Origin of the sequence: Pararoseomonas sp. SCSIO 73927 (genome assembly GCF_037040815.1) — a bacterium.
Lineage (GTDB): Bacteria > Pseudomonadota > Alphaproteobacteria > Acetobacterales > Acetobacteraceae > Roseomonas.
Map to the genome: position 1 here is coordinate 629,225 of NZ_CP146232.1, position 16,463 is coordinate 645,687.

General features: G+C 71.7%; 16 protein-coding genes. 10 read left to right on the forward strand and 6 right to left on the reverse strand.

Translation table 11 applies throughout. From position 1 onward, the window contains the following. Positions 1-6: 6 nt before the first annotated feature. Positions 7-372: a plasmid stabilization protein gene (locus VQH23_RS03025; protein ID WP_338664137.1), complete on the reverse strand. Its 366-nt coding sequence runs from the start codon at positions 370-372 to the stop codon at positions 7-9. Positions 373-515: 143 nt separating this feature from the next. On the opposite strand from VQH23_RS03025, the gene VQH23_RS03030 reads away from it, so the two are divergent. The 3 genes from VQH23_RS03030 to VQH23_RS03040 are packed head-to-tail and all read left to right on the forward strand — an operon-like array spanning position 516 to position 3,397. After that, positions 516-1,505 (forward strand): GTP-binding protein, encoded by a 990-nt coding sequence (locus VQH23_RS03030; protein ID WP_338664138.1) that lies wholly within the window; start codon positions 516-518, stop codon positions 1,503-1,505. Between the two features lie 2 nt (positions 1,506-1,507). Continuing rightward, positions 1,508-2,548 carry a WD40 repeat domain-containing protein gene (locus VQH23_RS03035; RefSeq protein ID WP_338664139.1) on the forward strand — a complete coding sequence of 347 codons (1,041 nt, stop codon included), beginning with the start codon at positions 1,508-1,510 and terminating at the stop codon, positions 2,546-2,548. A gap of 21 nt (positions 2,549-2,569) precedes the next feature. Then, positions 2,570-3,397, forward strand: a complete 828-nt coding sequence (locus tag VQH23_RS03040; protein ID WP_338664140.1) for an aldo/keto reductase — start codon at positions 2,570-2,572, stop codon at positions 3,395-3,397. Positions 3,398-3,435: 38 nt separating this feature from the next. Here VQH23_RS03040 and VQH23_RS03045 read toward each other — a convergent pair whose 3' ends face one another. Beyond that, a complete protein-coding gene (locus VQH23_RS03045; RefSeq protein WP_338664141.1) occupies positions 3,436-3,681 on the reverse strand; it encodes a hypothetical protein in 246 nt (81 codons plus the stop codon). A 280-nt stretch (positions 3,682-3,961) separates the two neighbouring features. On the opposite strand from VQH23_RS03045, the gene VQH23_RS03050 reads away from it, so the two are divergent. Then, positions 3,962-4,399 (forward strand): DUF3775 domain-containing protein, encoded by a 438-nt coding sequence (locus VQH23_RS03050; protein WP_338664142.1) that lies wholly within the window; start codon positions 3,962-3,964, stop codon positions 4,397-4,399. 186 nt (positions 4,400-4,585) lie between these two features. On the opposite strand, the gene VQH23_RS03055 is transcribed toward VQH23_RS03050, so the two are convergent. Next, on the reverse strand, positions 4,586-5,305 hold the full coding sequence (locus VQH23_RS03055) for a DUF1194 domain-containing protein (RefSeq protein WP_338664143.1): 720 nt from the start codon (positions 5,303-5,305) through the stop codon (positions 4,586-4,588). A 267-nt stretch (positions 5,306-5,572) separates the two neighbouring features. Here VQH23_RS03055 and VQH23_RS03060 point away from each other — a divergent pair, with 267 nt between their 5' ends. The 6 genes from VQH23_RS03060 to VQH23_RS03085 all read left to right on the forward strand — a co-directional run bounded on the left by VQH23_RS03060 (position 5,573) and on the right by VQH23_RS03085 (position 13,039). After that, a complete protein-coding gene (locus VQH23_RS03060; protein WP_338664144.1) occupies positions 5,573-7,183 on the forward strand; it encodes an ABC transporter substrate-binding protein in 1,611 nt (536 codons plus the stop codon). Further along, complete coding sequence (locus tag VQH23_RS03065) at positions 7,183-8,211, forward strand: ABC transporter permease (RefSeq protein WP_338664145.1); 1,029 nt, start codon at positions 7,183-7,185, stop codon at positions 8,209-8,211. Before VQH23_RS03060 ends, VQH23_RS03065 begins: the two co-directional genes overlap by 1 nt. Further along, positions 8,208-9,239: an ABC transporter permease gene (locus tag VQH23_RS03070; protein WP_338664146.1), complete on the forward strand. Its 1,032-nt coding sequence runs from the start codon at positions 8,208-8,210 to the stop codon at positions 9,237-9,239. The genes VQH23_RS03065 and VQH23_RS03070 overlap by 4 nt, the downstream gene beginning before the upstream one ends. Then, on the forward strand, positions 9,236-10,099 hold the full coding sequence (locus VQH23_RS03075; protein ID WP_338664147.1) for an ABC transporter ATP-binding protein: 864 nt from the start codon (positions 9,236-9,238) through the stop codon (positions 10,097-10,099). Before VQH23_RS03070 ends, VQH23_RS03075 begins: the two co-directional genes overlap by 4 nt. Further along, positions 10,096-10,839, forward strand: coding sequence for an ABC transporter ATP-binding protein (locus tag VQH23_RS03080; RefSeq protein ID WP_338664148.1), 744 nt, complete (start codon positions 10,096-10,098; stop codon positions 10,837-10,839). The genes VQH23_RS03075 and VQH23_RS03080 overlap by 4 nt, the downstream gene beginning before the upstream one ends. 106 nt (positions 10,840-10,945) lie before the next feature. Further along, positions 10,946-13,039, forward strand: coding sequence for a matrixin family metalloprotease (locus VQH23_RS03085; RefSeq protein WP_338664149.1), 2,094 nt, complete (start codon positions 10,946-10,948; stop codon positions 13,037-13,039). A 2-nt stretch (positions 13,040-13,041) separates the two neighbouring features. Here VQH23_RS03085 and VQH23_RS03090 read toward each other — a convergent pair whose 3' ends face one another. From VQH23_RS03090 to mdoH, 3 genes are all read right to left on the reverse strand, one after another. Next, positions 13,042-13,617 carry a sugar O-acetyltransferase gene (locus VQH23_RS03090; RefSeq protein WP_338664150.1) on the reverse strand — a complete coding sequence of 192 codons (576 nt, stop codon included), beginning with the start codon at positions 13,615-13,617 and terminating at the stop codon, positions 13,042-13,044. Between the two features lie 93 nt (positions 13,618-13,710). Next, positions 13,711-14,682 (reverse strand): LysR family transcriptional regulator, encoded by a 972-nt coding sequence (locus tag VQH23_RS03095; protein ID WP_338664151.1) that lies wholly within the window; start codon positions 14,680-14,682, stop codon positions 13,711-13,713. Next, positions 14,679-16,415, reverse strand: a complete 1,737-nt coding sequence (gene mdoH, locus VQH23_RS03100; RefSeq protein WP_338664152.1) for a glucans biosynthesis glucosyltransferase MdoH — start codon at positions 16,413-16,415, stop codon at positions 14,679-14,681. Before mdoH ends, VQH23_RS03095 begins: the two co-directional genes overlap by 4 nt. Positions 16,416-16,463 lie beyond the last annotated feature (48 nt).

Here is a 16,463-nt window from a genome sequence, read left to right on the forward strand (position 1 = left end):
CGGGCCCTAGCCCGCCTTCCTCGCCGCCGCGTTCCGCTTCCGGGTCGCGGCGGCCTTCTTCGCGGCGGCCGAACGCTCCTCCGGCGTGCGCCTGGCAGCCGCCTTCTTGGCGGAGGCGGACCGCTCCTCCGCCGGCCGCGCCGCACTGGCGGCCCCGCCCCGCTTGCCGCCCGTCCGCGACGGCTCCTTGTTCACCGGCTTGCCGCGGCCGGAGCCGCTCTTCCTACCGCCGCCCGTCTCCTTGTTGACGGTCGCCCAGGCCCGGCGCTCCGCCTCGTCCTCGGGCAGGCCGCGCGCCTCGTAGGATTCCTCGATGTGCTCGGCCATGCGCTTCTGCTTGTCGGTATAGGCGGACTTGTCACCACGGGGCATCGGACCGGCCTCCTGCCATGCGGATGGCGGGGACAACGCATGAACCCCGGGGCCGGTTCAATCGGCCTCCCCGATACCATATAACACCGCGAACCGGCCCTCCCCCGAGGGCCACCAGGACTTGCCCGAAGGCACCCCTCCCCATGTCCCAGACGACGTCCCAGACCACCGAAGCCGCCCCCACCCCCGTCACCGTTCTCACCGGCTATCTCGGCGCCGGCAAGACCACCCTGCTGAACCGCATCCTCACCGAGAATCACGGCCGCAAGTTCGCGGTCGTGATCAACGAGTTCGGCGAGATGGGCGTGGACCAGGACCTCGTCATCGACGCGGACGAGGAGGTGTTCGAGATGAACAACGGGTGCATCTGCTGCACCGTGCGCGGCGACCTCATCCGCATCATCGGCAGCCTGATGAAGCGTCGCGACCGGTTCGACGGCATCATCGTGGAGACCACGGGCCTGGCGAACCCCGCCCCTGTCGCCCAGACCTTCTTCGTGGACGAGGACGTGAAGCGCGCCACGCGGCTGGACGCCATCGTGACGGTGGTGGACGCCAAACACCTCCTCACCCGCCTGGGCGACAGCCCGGAGGCCGAGGACCAGGTGGCCTTCGCCGACGTGATCGTGCTGAACAAGATGGACCTCGTGACCGCGGAGGAGGCGGACGAGGTGGAGCGCCGCATCCGCGCCATCAACCCGACCGTGGAGATCCGCCGCGCCACCAAGTCCGAGGTGCCGCTGGACGCCGTGATCGGCCGCGACGCCTTCAGCCTGGACCGCATCCTGGCACGGGAGCCCGAGTTCCTCTCCGGCGACGACGAGCACAGCCACGACAGCGCCGTGCAGTCCGTCTCCTTCGAGCTGGACCGCCCCGTGGACGCGGAGAAGTTCAACGCCTGGATCGGCGAGCTGCTCCAGACCAAGGGCCAGGACCTGCTGCGGACGAAGGGCATCCTGCACTACAAGGGCGACGACCGCCGCTTCGCCTTCCAGGCCGTGCACATGATCGCCGATGGCGACTACATCGGCGAGTGGAAGGAGGGCGATCCGCGCAAGTCCCGCATCGTCTTCATCGGGCGCGACCTGAACCGGCCCAAGCTGCGCCGCGGCTTCGAATCCACGGCCGCCTGAAGATGTCGGACGTCGCGGACGCGGATTTCCTGCTGGACCAGCGCGGCACCGGGCGAGAGCTCGGCGCCTGGGTGGCCGACGTCGCCTTCGGGAAGGAGGGACGCTCCGCCGCCTTCGCCCTCTCGGACGGCAGCATCCACCTCGCCACCCCCGCGGACCACGCGGGGGAGTGGCGGAAGCTGGAGGCGCATGACGGCGCCGTCCTCAACATGATCCCGGACAGCGCCGACGGCCTGCTCTCCGGCGGCGACGACGGCAAGCTGCTGCACATCGCGCCCGATAGCACCACGGAGGTCGTCTCCGACTTCGGCACCATGAAGTGGGTGGCGCACCTCGCCGCACACCCCTCCGGCCTGCGCGCCGTGGCGGTGGGCAAGAACGTCCACCTGCTGGACGGCAAGGGCGCGAAGGTGAAGATCCTCGGCCCGCACCCCTCCTCCGTCGGCGGCGTGGCGATCGACGCCAAGGGCAAGCGCGTCTTCGCCTCCCACTACAACGGCGTCTCCTCCTGGTTCGTGGGCGCGAAGGAGGACAAGCCGCGCGTGCTGGAGTGGAAGGGCAGCCACCACGTCATCGCCGTATCCCCGGATGGCCAGAACGTCGTCACGGGCATGCAGGAGAACGCGCTGCACGGCTGGCGCCTGACGGACAGCCAGCACATGCGGATGTCCGGCTATCCCGCGAAGACCCACTCCCTCTCCTTCACCGCCAAGGGCCGCTGGCTCGCTTCCTCCGGCGCGGATGCCGTCGTGCTCTGGCCCTTCTTCGGCGGCGGCCCGATGGGCAAGGCACCGACGGAGATCGCGGGCGGCGATCAGGTGATCTGCACCCGCGTCGCCTGCCATCCGCAGCACGAGGTGGTGGTGGCCGGCTTCGGGGACGGGCTGGTGCTGATGGCGGAGATCGCCTCCGGCAAGGTCGTGCCCGTGGCGGCGCCCGGCCGCGGCGCCGTCTCGGCCCTGGCCTGGAACGCCACCGGCACCCACCTCGCCTTCGGGACGGAGAGCGGCTTTGCCGGGCTTGTTGACTTGGCGAAGCGCTAGGGCGGCCCCACCCTGGGGGTCATGAGCGATCGCATCACGACCCCCCTCCTCTCCATCCCGCGCCTCGGCCTGGGCACCTACCTCCTAACGGGAGCGCAAGGTCAGGCCTCCGTGGAATCGGCCCTCGCCATGGGCTACCGCGCCCTGGACACGGCCGAGATGTACGGGAACGAGATGGAGGTCGGCGCCGGCCTCCATGCTTCCGGCCTGCCGCGCGAAGACGTGTTCGTGACGAGCAAGGTCTGGTGGGATCACCTCTCCCCCGGCGAGATCCGCCAGGCCTGCGAGACCTCCCTCCGCAAGCTCGGCACCGACTACCTGGACCTCTACCTCGTCCACTGGCCATCCGCCGACATGGACCTGCATCGGGTCATGCACGACATGACACGGCTGCGCGAGGAAGGGCTGGCCCGCGCCATCGGCGTGGCGAACTTTCCGCCGCACCTGCTGAAGCGCGCGATCGAGACGGGTGCGCCGATCGCCGCCAATCAGGTGGAGTACCACGCCCAGCTCTCGCAGGACCGGCTACTGGACATCGCCCGGCCTAACAACATCGTGCTGACCGCCTACTCCCCGCTCGGCCGCGGCGCGATGACGGAGAACCCGGTGATCCAGGCCGTTGCCGCGCGCCACGGCACGGGCGCTGGGCAGGTCGCGCTGGCCTGGCTGCTGCGGCAGGACGGGGTGGCCGCCATCCCCAAGGCCTCGCGCCCGGAGAGCCAGCGCGCGAACCTGGAGGCGCTGGCCCTCGCGGACCGTCTCACCGAGGCGGATGTGGCGGAACTGGACGCGCTTCCGAAGAACCAGCGCTTCGTGAACCCGGCCTTCGCCCCGGACTGGGCGGCCTGAGCGATCGCGATCGCCCGGTCAACGCCGGGCAGAAGGCTTCAGGTGAAGCGGACGGGCCGCGCGGAGCCAGCCGGCGAGACGCAGAAGTGGACGGCCGGGTAGAGCACCGCCTCGGCCTCGGCCGCCGGGGCCTCGGCCTGCGCCGCAGGCTCCACCGGCTTGCGCGGCGCTGGCCGGGCAGCCGGGGCACGGCGCGGGGCCGGCGCAGCCGCCCGCCGCTCCGCCCGAACCTGGCGGGAGAAGACCGTGGCGCCGGAAGAGATCGGGGCCGCAACGTCACACATGGTCGCATTAACGAAGGCCGGAGCCTCTTCCGCGCTTGCGGATGGCGCCAGAGCAACAGTCCCCGCCAGCATCCCGAAGAGTGCGATCGCGCCCCAATTCCGCATGTCCGACCCCCTCTTACGCCTCAGATCAAATACTTAGCGAAGCTTCTTGCCTCGCTCTCTGCGGAATGAACGTGGAGTCGGCGCGGCGGTTTCCGCGCAGCCGAAGCGCGGGTCAAGCGTTGGGCGGGCGGCAACCCACTTCGGCGCCCGATCGGGGCCCCTCAGGAGCGACGAGATGAGCGACAAGCCCCCTGGAATCCCTGGACTCTCTCCCCAGGACGACGAGAACGAGGTGGACCTCGGCATCAGCATTCAGACCGTCGCGAATATTGTCGACGCGGCCCGCGCCTCCGACGAGACGGAGGAGGACGAGCTGAACGAGGACATGAATGACCCGGAGACGGAGGACGCCGCCAAGCCCGACCTCACCGGCGAGAACCTGGAAACCCTGATCGGCGAGCTGAACGAGGACGAGCAGGCGGCCCTCATCGCCCTCGCCTGGGTCGGCCGCGGCGACTACGAGCCGGACGAGTGGGGCGAGGCGCTGGGCCTGGCCCGGGAGCGCAACGAGGCCGACACCGCCGGCTACCTCATGGGCATGGAGCTGCTCGGCGACCTGCTGGCCGAGGGCCTGGCCGCCTTCGGCATCGTGGTCGAGGAGATCGAGCGCTAGAGCGCGATGACACTTGGCTGCTTCGCCAAATGTCTGAATCGCGCGTTCGGCAGAGGCTGGAGCGGGGTGGCTGAGCGAATGCGATGTCATCCCGCTCAGCGGCCCGCCGCTGAACGGCGCCGCGGGCCGGAGCTTCGGCGCCGAAGCGGCTCACGCCCCCGGGCGTGGCCGCCCCGGCCATCCGCCCTACCCGAAGACCGGCCCCGGCAGCCCCGCGATCTCGCGCACCAGCTTGCGGCGCACAGCGTTCCCGAAGGATTCGAAATCCTCGGCCGCGATGAGGAAAGCGCCGTCGCCCCCAATCACGGATTCCCGGTAGTACACGTCCAGCGGGATCGGCGAGGGCCGCCCGAAGGTCGGGCGGTCGTTGATGATAGGCAGGCCGTTGATCGTCACGCCCTCCGCCGCCACCCGGTCGCGCACGGCCTCCACGGGCTGGCCGCTGTTGTTCACCCCGTCGCCGGAGACGTCGATCACCCGCCGCGTCCCCTCGAAGGGGCTCTCGGACAGGGCGCGCATGGAGAAATCCAGCCCGCCCGAGATGGAGGTCCAGGAGAGCGCCACGCGCGGCGCCCGCTCCAGCGCCGCGGCCCATCCCTCCGCCTCCGCCGCGCTGCCGATATGCGTCCAGGGGATCACCAGCCGCTGGTAGTCCGCCCCCGCCCACTCGACATAGGCGACCGCGATGGCGCCGGTCATGCCGGCGCGGATGGCCTCCACCACGCGCGGGTCGGTCATCGCGTTGCGGTAGCCCTCGCGCTGCAGCCGGGCCTCGTCGTCGTCGATGGAGCGGGAGACATCCACCGCCAGCACCAGCAGCAGGTCCACCGCCCCCTCGGCGCGCGCGGGGCGCGCGTCGGGAAGCATAGCGGCGCCGCTCGCCGCCAGAAGGGAACGACGCCGCATGGACCTGCCCTCGCCCGCTGATCCGGCGATCAGATCAGGCGCCTCCGCCCCGCCGCAATGACTTTAGTGATGCGCACGCGGTTGTCAGGACGGCCGGGCCAGGATCGCCGCGCTCGGTAGGGGGGGTGCAGGCGGCGCTCCCCCGGTGGGGTGGGGCACCAGGGCCGGGTTCAAAACCTTGCCAGCACGCCGTCGTACGCGCCTGGCACGCTGTCGCGCGGCGGTCCAGCCTTGTAGGAACAGCCGATTCTCCCTCGGAGCCGAGCCATGCCCAGCCGCCGCACCCTCCTCGCCGCCTCCTGCGCGACCTCCGGCGCCGCCTTCCTGTCCTGGGACACGGTGATCCGCGCCGCCCACGCCCAGACCCCCCCGGGCGTGCTGGTCATGGCGAAGCAGATCGACGACGTGATCTCCCTCGATCCCGCCGAGAGCTTCGAGTACACGGGCACCGAGGTCGGCGGCAACGTCTACCAGAAGCTCGCCACCACCTCGGCCGAGGACCCCGCCCGCCTCGTCGGCGACCTCGCGGAGAGCTGGACCGCGAGCGACGACGCCAGGACCTTCACCTTCACGCTGAAGGCGGGCCAGCGGTTCGCCAGCGGCCGGGAGGCGACGGCGGAGGACGTGGCCTACTCCCTCCAGCGCGTGGTGGCGCTGAACAAGAGCCCGGCCTTCATCATCAACCAGTTCGGCTTCACCCGGGATAACATGGCGGAGACCATCCGCGCCACGGGCCCGCGCACGGTGGTGCTGACCACGGCGGAGCCCACCGCCACCTCCTTCCTCCTCTACTGCCTCTCCGCCGCCGTCGGCTCGGTCGTGGAGAAGGCGGTCGTCTCCGCCCGCGCCTCCGGCGACGACTGGGGCAATGCCTGGCTGAAGACGAACTCCGCGGGCTCCGGCCCCTACCGCATCGTCTCCTGGCGCGCGAGCGAGGCGATCACGCTCGACGCCAACCCGAACGCGGCCCAGGCCCCCGCCACGCGGCGGATCATCCTGCGCCACGTCGCCGACCCCTCCGCCCAGCTCCTCGGCCTGCAGCGCGGCGACTACGACGTGGCGCGCAACCTCGCCTCCGACCAGATCGGAGGCGCGCGGAGCGACAGCCGCTACACGGTGGTGGCCCAGCGCAAGGCGGGCCTGTTCTACATCGCCATGAACCAGAAGCACCCCATCCTGTCCAAGCCCGGGGTGCGGCAGGCCATCAAGTGGGCGATCGACTACGAGGGCATCCAGCGCAACATCGTCCCCAACACCCACGCCGTGCACCAGGCCTTCCTGCCGGAGGGCCTGCCGGGCGCGCTGACGGAGAAGCCCTTCAAGGCGGACGTCGCCCAGGCCAAAAGGCTGCTGGCCGAGGCCGGCCACGCGGACGGTTTCGAGATCGCCTTCGACTTCTTCTCCGGCGCGCCGGTGAGCGACATCGCCCAGGCCGTGCAGGCGAACCTGGCCGCCATCGGCATCCGCGCCCGCATGCTGCCGGGCGAGCAGCGCGCCGTCATCACCAAGACCCGCGCGCGCGGCCACGAGCTCGCCCTGCTGCGCTGGGGCTCCGACTACTTCGACCCGCACAGCAACGCCGAGGCCTTCAGCATGAACCCCGACAACGGGGACGACGCCCGCAACAAGACCCTCGCCTGGCGCTCCGCCTGGAACATCCCGGAACTGACCGCCCGCACGCTGGCCGCCGTGAAGGAGACGGACGGGGCGAAGCGCGTGGCGCTGTACGAGGCCATCCAGCGCGACCACCAGCAGGGAAGCCCCTTCGCCATCATGCTGCAGGACGTGGAGACGGCCGTGGTCCGCAGCGCGGTGAGGGGCGTGCAGATCGGCGTGCTGAACGACCGCACGGTCTACGCCGGAATCACCAAGGCCTGATGCCGGCCCGGTTCCCTGGGGCCCGCTTCCGGGCGCTGGCGGCCACCGCCGCCAGCATCCCCATCACCCTCCTCGGCCTCGCCGTCGTCACCTTCTTCATCGGCCGCGTGGTGCCGATCGACCCGGTGCTGGCCGTGGTGGGGGACCGCGCGCCCGCCGATGTTGTGGCGCGGGCGCGGGTGGAGCTGGGCCTCGACCAGCCCCTCCCCGCCCAGTTCTGGCGCTACCTGACGGATATTCTCTCCGGCAATCTCGGCCGCTCCGTGATGACCTCCAACACGGTGTGGGAGGACATCGCCCGCTACTTCCCCGCCACCTTCGAGCTGGCGACGCTCGCCATCCTCATCGCCGCCGTGCTGGGCATCGGCCTCGGCGTCCTCGCCGCCACCCGCCAGGGCTCCTGGGTGGACCAGGCCGTGCGCGTCTTCTGCCTCGCCGGACATTCCGTGCCGGTCTTCGTCCTCGCCCTCCTCTCCCTCCTCGTCTTCTACGCCTGGCTGGGCTGGCTGCCCGGCCCCGGGCGCCAGGGCATCGTCTTCCAGGACATGGTGGAGCCGGTCACGGGCATCCTGACGCTGGACACGATCCTGGCCGGCGACTGGCCGGCCTTCCGGGACGCGCTCCTGCACCTGATCCAGCCCGCCGGCATCCTCGCCTTCTTCTCGCTGGCCTACATCGCCCGCATGACCCGCGCCTTCATGCTGGCGGAGCTGCGGAGCGAGTACGTCACCACCGCCCGCGCCAAGGGCCTCTCCCCCATGCGGATCGTCTGGCGCCACGCCTTCCGCAACACCGCCGTGCCGCTGGTGACGGTGATCTTCCTCACCTATGCCGGGCTGCTGGAGGGCGCGGTGCTGACGGAGACGATCTTCGGCTGGCCGGGCCTCGGCCAGTACCTCACTGTCTCCCTCCTGAACGCGGACATGAACGCGGTGCTCGGCGCCACGCTCGTCGTCGGATTGATCTACGTGGTGCTGAACCTGCTCGCCGACCTGCTCTACCGCCTGATGGACCCGCGCACGCGATGAGCGGCCCCACCCCCGGCAGCCCCCCCGGTAGCCTCATGGCCGATGCCGCCACCGCCACGGCCGCCGTGGAGCCCGTGCCGGACACGGCGCCCGAGGCCGCTCTCGCGCCCCCGCTGCCCCAGCCCGGCGCCGCCCCATCCCGCCGCGACTGGCTGCTGACGGACGCCCCGGCATCCCGCAGCCAGGCCGCCTGGGGCCGCCGCTACCAGGCCTGGCTCGCTTTCCGCCGGAACCCGCTGGCGATGGTGGGGCTGGTGGTGATCCTCGCCCTGCTGCTGCTCTCCCTGCTGGCGCCGCTGCTGGCCACCCACGATCCGGGCGCGCAGGAGCTCGGCAATCGCCTCGCCGCCCCCTCCGGCGCCCACTGGCTCGGCACGGACGAGCTGGGGCGCGACATCTGGTCCCGCCTCCTCTACGGCGGCCGCATCACGCTCGGCATGGTCGTCGCCGTCGTCCTGCTGGTAGCACCGCTGGGGCTGCTGGTCGGCTGCGTGGCCGGCTATGCGGGCGGCATCTGGGACCGGCTGCTGATGCGGGTCACGGACGTCTTCCTCGCCTTCCCCCGCCTCATCCTGGCGCTCGCCTTCGTAGCCGCCATGAAGCCGGGGGTGGAGAGCGCGGTGATCGCCATCGCCCTCACGGCCTGGCCGCCCTACGCCCGACTGGCACGGGCGGAAACCCTGACCATCCGCCGCACGGACTACGTGGCCGCCGCGCGGATGACCGGCGCCTCCCCCGCCCGCGTCGTGCTGCGCCACGTCATGCCGATGTGCACGCCCTCCCTCGTCGTGCGCGTCACGCTGGACATGTCCTCCATCATCCTCACCGCCGCCGGCCTCGGCTTCCTCGGCCTTGGCGCCCAGCCGCCGCTGCCGGAATGGGGCACGATGATCGCCACCGCCCGCCGCTTCATCCTGGAGCAGTGGTGGGTCGCCCTCATGCCCGGCATCGCTATCTTCTCCGCCTCCCTCGCCTTCAACCTGCTGGGCGATGGCCTGCGCGATGTGCTGGACCCGAAGCAGCGATGACCCCTCCCTCCCTGCAGGACGAGCCCTTGGTGGCGGTGCGGAACCTCCACGTCGATTTCCCCTCCGCCACCGGGGTCACCCACGCCGTGCGCGGCGTCTCCTTCGCCATCGGGCGGGAGAAGCTGGGCATCGTGGGGGAGAGCGGGTCCGGCAAGTCCGTCACCGGCCGCGCCCTGATGCGCCTGCTGCCCGGCAGCGCGAAGGTCCGGGCGGATGTGCTGCGCTTCGGCACCACGGACATCCTGCACGCCGGGGAGCGCGAGATGCGCGGCCTGCGCGGCGGCCGCATCGGCCTGATCCTGCAGGACCCGAAATACAGCCTGAACCCCGTGATGACGGCCGGCGCCCAGATCGCGGAGGCGCTCCGCGCCCACAAGCGCCTGGGCCGGCGGGAGGCGCGGGACGCCGCCCTGGCCCTGCTGGAATCCGTCCGCATCCGCGACCCCGGCCGCGTCCACGACGCCTACCCGCACGAGCTCTCCGGCGGCATGGGCCAGCGGGTGATGATCGCCATGATGCTGGCCCCCGACCCGGAGCTGCTGATCGCGGACGAGCCCACCTCCGCCCTCGACGCCAGCGTGCAGGCCGAGATCCTCTCCCTCATCGAGGAGCAGGTGGACCGCCGCGGCATGGCGCTGATGCTCATCAGCCACGACCTCCCCCTCGTCGCCCGCTTCTGCGACCGGGTGGCGGTGATGTATGCCGGCCAGGTGATGGAGGAGCTGCCCGCCGCCGAGCTCCACCATGCCCGCCACGGCTACACGCGCGGCCTGCTGGAATGCCTCCCCAGCCTCTCGGAGCGGCGGGACCGCCTGCCCACCCTGAAGCGCGACCCCGCCTGGCTGGCCCCCCGCGCATGATCGACGTCGCGAACCTCGATATCCGCTTCGGCGCCAACCACGCGGTGCGCGGCGCCACCTTCCGCGTGGAGCCCGGCGAAACCTTCGGGCTGGTGGGGGAGAGCGGCAGCGGCAAGTCCACCGTGCTCCGCGCCATCGCCGGCCTCATCACGGACTGGACCGGCCGCATCGCCGTGGACGGGAAGCCGCTCGGCCGCAGGCGCGACCGCGCCTTCTTCCGCACGGTCCAGATGGTGTTCCAGGACCCCTACGGATCGCTGCACCCCCGCCAGACCGTGGACCGCATCCTCTCGGAGCCGCTGGAGGTCCACGGGGTGCGCGACGCCGATGCCCGCATCGCCCGCGCGCTGGAGGAGGTGGCCCTGCCCCGCGCCGCCCGCTTCCGCTACCCCCACCAGCTCTCCGGCGGCCAGCGCCAGCGCGTGGCCATCGCCCGCGCCCTGGTTGCGGACCCGCGCGTGCTGCTGCTGGACGAGCCGACCAGCGCGCTCGACGTCTCCGTCCAGGCCGAGGTGCTGAACCTCCTGGCCGACCTCCGCGCCGCCCGCGGCCTCACCTGCATCCTCGTCTCCCACAACCTCGCTGTCGTCGCCCATCTCTGCGGCAGGCTGGCCGTGATGCAGGGCGGCCGGATCGTGGAGGAGCTGGACGAGGCCGCGCTCCGTGCCGGCCGGGCGGTGCACCCGCACACCCAGGACCTGATCCGCCTCTCCCGGGTGGTGGAGGAGCCGGCAGGCTAAATTTTTTGACGCCCGCTAAAAAAGAGAATGACCTGGGTAACGTTTTAGTGATATTCTGACTTCGCAAAGCCCCGGACCAACCAGCACCGGGCCAGGAAACGATCAGTTGCAGCCTTTTAGCCTCGGGCATCCCGGATCGCACGACGGTGGTGCCACCCCCGCTCCCCACGGCCCCACCCCACCCTCCGGCCCTCCGGAGCCGGACGTCTTCTACGACCTGAACGGGGCGGCGGCGCCGGAGGTCACGGAGGATTACTCGGCCTACGACGGCAAGTGGGGCAGCTCCCGCAGCTTCGGCACCGCCGGGGGCGTGGTGACCTGGAGCATCGCCGGGGCGGGCCTCTACAACGCCGCCGGCTCCGGATTCTTCTACGGCTCCACCGTCTCGTTCTCCAGCTTCCTCTCCTTCGACTACGGCGCCGTTCTCGCGCAGGCCTTCGCCTCCTGGGCGTCGGTGGCGAACATCACCTTCGTCCAGGTCGCCGATGGGGGCGCCAACATCGGCGCCGGGCTCTCCGCCAACATCCGGATCGCCGCCGGCTACAAGGATGGCCGCCCGTTCTTCGGCGGCAGCGTGCTGGCATCCGCCTACCTGCCAACCTACTACACCAACCCCGCCAACGTGGCCTACTCGGGCGACATCGTCTTCGACAGCGGTGAGGGCGGGTTCTGGAACCCCAGCAGCTTCCTCGCCGTCGCCACGCACGAGATCGGGCACGCGCTGGGGCTGGGCCACTCCTCCGACGCCCGCTCCCTCATGTACCCCTACTTCAACCCCACCATCGCCACCCCCCAGTCCGACGATATCGCGGGCATCCGCTTCATCTACGGCCGGGCGGACAGCCCGCCGGGCTCGGTCTCCATCGGGAACGTCACCCTGGTGGAGGGCGGCACCTTCGCGACCTTCACGGTCACCCGCACCGGCGGAACCTCCGCCTTCTCCGTGAACTATGCCACCGCGAACGACAGCGCCCGGGCCGGCACGGACTACCTCGCGACCTCCGGCACGCTCTTCTTCGAGAGCGGCGCCACCTCGAAGACGATCTCCGTCGCCATCCTCGCCGATACCTTCCACGAGCCGCGCGAGACCTTCAACGTCGTCCTCTCGGGCGCCACGAACAGCGCCGGCATCGCCAATGCCGTGGGCGTCGGCACCATCCTGGACAACGACGTCCCTTTCCGCTCCCCGGGCTTCGCCCTGGCCAGCTTCGCGCCGAACGCGGGCGGCTGGACGGATAACGACACCCTCCCGCGCCACCTCGCGGACGTGAACGGCGACGGCGCGGCCGACATCGTCGGCTTCGGCTTCGACGGCGTCCTCGTCTCCCTCGCCAACGGCCGCGGCGGCTTCGACAATCCCACCTTCGAGCTGGCCGCCTTCGGCGCCAACAGGGGCGGCTGGGTCAGCGACGACACCCTCCCCCGCGAACTCGCCGACGTGAACGGCGATGGCAGGGCCGACATCGTCGGCTTCGGCTTCGACGGCGTCCTCGTCTCCCTCGCCAACGGCCGCGGCGGCTTCGACAACCCCCTGTTCGGGCTGGCCGATTTCGGCGCCAACAAGGGCGGCTGGGTCAGCAACGATATCCTCCCCCGCCACCTCGCCGACGTGAACGGCGACGGCATGGCCGACATCGTCGGCTTCGGCTTCGACGGCGTTCTCGTCTCCCTCGCCACCGGTGGCGGCGGCTTCGCCAGCCCGACCTTCGAGCTGGCCGCCTTCGGCGCCAACAGGGGCGGCTGGGTCAGCAACGACATCCTCCCCCGCCACCTCGCCGACGTGAACGGCGACGGCAGGGCCGACATCGTCGGCTTCGGCTTCGACGGCGTCCTCGTCTCCCTCGCCAATGGCCGCGGCGGCTTCGACAACCCCACCTTCGAGATGGCCGCCTTCGGCGCCAACAGCGGCGGCTGGGTCAGCAACGACGTCGTCCCGCGCCACCTCGCCGACGTGAACGGCGACGGCATGGCCGACATCGTCGGCTTCGGCTTCGCCGGCGCCCACGCCTCCCTCGCCACGGGTGGCGGCCATTTCGCGCCGATGACGCAGCTCATCGCCGACTTCGCCCCCTTGGCCGGCGGCTGGGCCAGCAACGCCAGCGTCCCGCGCGAACTGGCGGACGTGAACGCCGACGGCCAGGACGACATCGTCGGCTTCGGCTTCGCGGGCGTCTACACCGCCCTCTCCAACTACATCTAAGGCTACATCTGATCCGGCGCGGCGCCGCCCAGGCGCCGCACCACCCGCGCCGGGTTCCCCACGGCCAGCACGCCCGCCGGCAGGTCGCGGTTCACCACCGCGCCCGCCCCCACCACCGTGTCGTCCCCGATCGTCACCCCTGGCAGCACGATGCAGCCGCCGCCCAGCCACACGTTCCGCCCGATCGTCACGGGATGCGCGCTCTCGATCCCCGCCGCGCGCGGCCCCGGCTCCAGCGGATGGGTCGCCGTGTAGATCTGGACGGAGGGCGCCACCTGGCACCCGTCCCCCAGCGTGATCGGCGCGCAATCCAGGAACACGCAGTTGAAGTTCACGTAGGCATCCGCGCCGATACGGATGTTGCCCCCGTAGTCGCAGCGGAAGCCCGGCATCACCATCGTCTTCGCGCCGATGCCGCCCAGCAGCTCCTCCAGCACGGCCCGCCGCGCCGCCTCGTCCTCGGGCGGCAGCGCGTCCATCCGCAGCACCAGCGCCCGCGCCCGGTAGCGCGCCGCCAGGAGGTCCGGGTCCATCCCGTTATAGGGCAGCCCGGCCAGCATCTTCTCGCGTTCGGTCATGCCCCAGCATGGCCCGTCCACCCGCTGCGGGCCACCCCGCCACCGCCGCGCGGCACGTCACGGAAAGCGGCGGGGCGGCCGACGCGCCGCCTCTCAGTCCGCCACCGCCCGGCTCCCCTCCTTCCCGTCGGCCGGGCAGTCCTCCACCACCTCACGCGCCAGGGTCAGCAGCAGGCGGCGCAGCCAGGCATGGCCCTGATCCGCCTCGAAGCGCCGGTGGAAGATCATGGAAAGGCGGGTGTGCTGGGTCGCCGTCGCCGCCGCCTCCGGCAGGGGCAGCAGCGCCAGCCCGTGCGCGGCGGAGAGCTGCCGCGCGAGGCGGGAGGAGAGCGTCATCACCATGTCCGTCCCCAGCAGCACGCTCGGCACGGCGGAGAGGTGCGCCACCACCGCCCCCAGCCGCCGGGCGTGGCCGAGATCCTTGAGGATCCGGTCCATCGCCCCGTCCCGCGACCCGTTGGGCGAGTGCAGCAGGTGCGGGAAGGCGGTGTAGCGCTCCAGGCTCAGCGGCCCCTCCAGCAGCGGGTGACCGGGCCGGACAAGGATCATGAAGGCCTCCGGCAGCAGCCGCAGCCGGGTGTAGAGGGCGGTGGGCTCGGCCAGCATGGCGATCGCCAACTGCGCCTCGTCCCCCTCCAGCAGCGCGCCGGCATTGGTGCGGTCCGCGTGGCGGATGGCCACCAGGATGCCCGGCGCCTCTCTCGCCAGCCGTTCGAAGAGCGGGGGGGCCAGGATCGCCTCCGCGTACTCCGAGAAGGCAAGGGTGAAGACCCGGTCGCTCGTCGCCGGGTCGAAGGGCGCGGTGGCGGCCAGCGTTTCCTGCAGCCGGTCCAGCACCTCCGCCACGGGCTGCATCAGCGCGAGCGCGAGGCTGGTCGGCTCCACCCCCTGCGGCGCCCGCAGGAACAGCTCGTCCCCCAGCGCTCCGCGCAGCCGATTCAGCGCGTTGGAAACGGCGGGCTGGGAGAGGTTCAGCCGCGAGGCGGCGCGCGTCACGTGCCGCTCCCGCGCCACCGCGTCGAAGACGCGCAGCAGGTTGAGGTCGAGCTGCGACAGGTCCTTCATGCCAGGCGATCCCCCTGGGGCGCATCCATGGCGCGGGCGGGCCCGGACGCCAAGGCCGCCAGCTCCTCCGGCGTCGCCGCGATCCGGTGGCGCATCAGCCATGCCGAGAGCCCCGGCGAGGCTGTGAGCACGCAGACCGGCACCGCGAGCACCAGCCCCGCCAGGAAGGGCAGCGCGAGGAGAGGCGCCGTCCCGGATACCCCCGCCAGCACCGCCGCGCACCCCACCCCGACCAGCGTGTGCGGCCACAGCAGCCGCGCCGCATCGGCCCAGGCCACGCCACGGTCCGCCCGGTTCTGCGGCGCCCAGCCGCCCCGTGCGCCGAGGGCCAGCCGGCCAAGGGCAAGGCTCTTGTTGAGGAGGCTCACCGGCTCGACCAGCAGGGAGAAGAGGATCTCCGCCCCCGCCCCGCGCAGCACTGCACCCCGCCCGCCATAGGGCGCGGCGCGCTCCCCCCGGACCAGCAGCTCCGCGTAGCCCAGCAGCTTCGGCGCGGCATTCGCGGCCCAGGTCAGCCCCAGCAGCGCTGCCAGCGCCCCCACGGGCGTGCCCGCCCCTCCCCCCGTCGCGGCATTGCCCACCGCCGCCAGCAGCATCCCCAGCCAGAGCGGCGCGCAGAGGAAGAGCAGCATCGCCTGCGCCAGCTGCCACCGCCCCATGAGGGTCAGACCCGGTCGGAGAATGAGGTGCCGATACTGCATGTTCCCCGCCCCCCAGCGCACATCCCGCGCCAGGAACTCCGGCAGGGCGGGCGGATTGCCCTCCAGGCTGCCCTCCTCCGCGGGCAGGCAGCGCACTCGCCAGCCGGCAGCGTGCAGCCGCACCGCTTCCACCTGGTCGTGGGAAAGGATCGCGGAGCCGTCCGGCAGCGGCTCCAGCCGTGCGTGCTCCCGGAAGGGCGCGATGCGGAGGATGGCGTTGTGGCCCCAGTAGGGCCCGTCATCCAGCTGCCACCACCCCTGCCCCGTGGCCCAGGCCCGCATCCCCGCCCGCATCCCGAACTGGAACAGCCGCGCGAAGGCCCGCGCCGCCGGGCGCCCGGCAATGAGCTGCTGGATCAACGCCAACCGGGGATCGGCCTCCATCCCCCGCACCAGCCGCAGCACGGCGCCCGCCGACATCTCGGAATCCGCATCCAGCATCAGGGCCAGCTCGTGCCCCTCCGCGTGGCGGTCCAGGAACTCCATCACGTTCCCCGCCTTGAAGCCGGCATTCCCCGCCCGGCGGCGGTAGCGCACGGGAAGCGGCGCCCCGGCCGCGACGGCCATGATCGCCGCCTCCTCCGCCGCCGCATGGGCTGGGTCCTGCGTGTCGGAGAGGAACCACAGGGTGAAGCGCCCGCGTTCCCCCGCCGCCGCCAGCCCGTCCAGCAGCCGCGCCAGGGGCGGCAGCACGGCCTCCATGGCCTCGTTCCGGATACAAACGGCAATGGCCGTCCGCAGCGGCGGCCCGGCGCGCGGCGCCACCACCTGCGGGACCAGGAAGGCAGGCGCGTCCTCCTCCCGCAGCAGCAGGAACAGGCCGGCAGCGGCGTTCGCGGTGCAGATCGCCGTCCAGGGCAGGGTTCCCAGGTAGAGAACCGCGATTGCCACCTCCCATCCCGTCCAGCCGCCGGGGGACAGCACCCGCCACAGCAGCGCCGCCAGAGGCAGCACGACGGAAAGGCAGAGGAGGAGAAAGAGCGCGCGGCGGAGCGCGGGGCGCTCCCGGGGCAGCGTCAGGGCCAAGGTCACTCACGCAAATGGGATAGGGTCAGGGCCGCTTGCGCAACCCTAAACCGT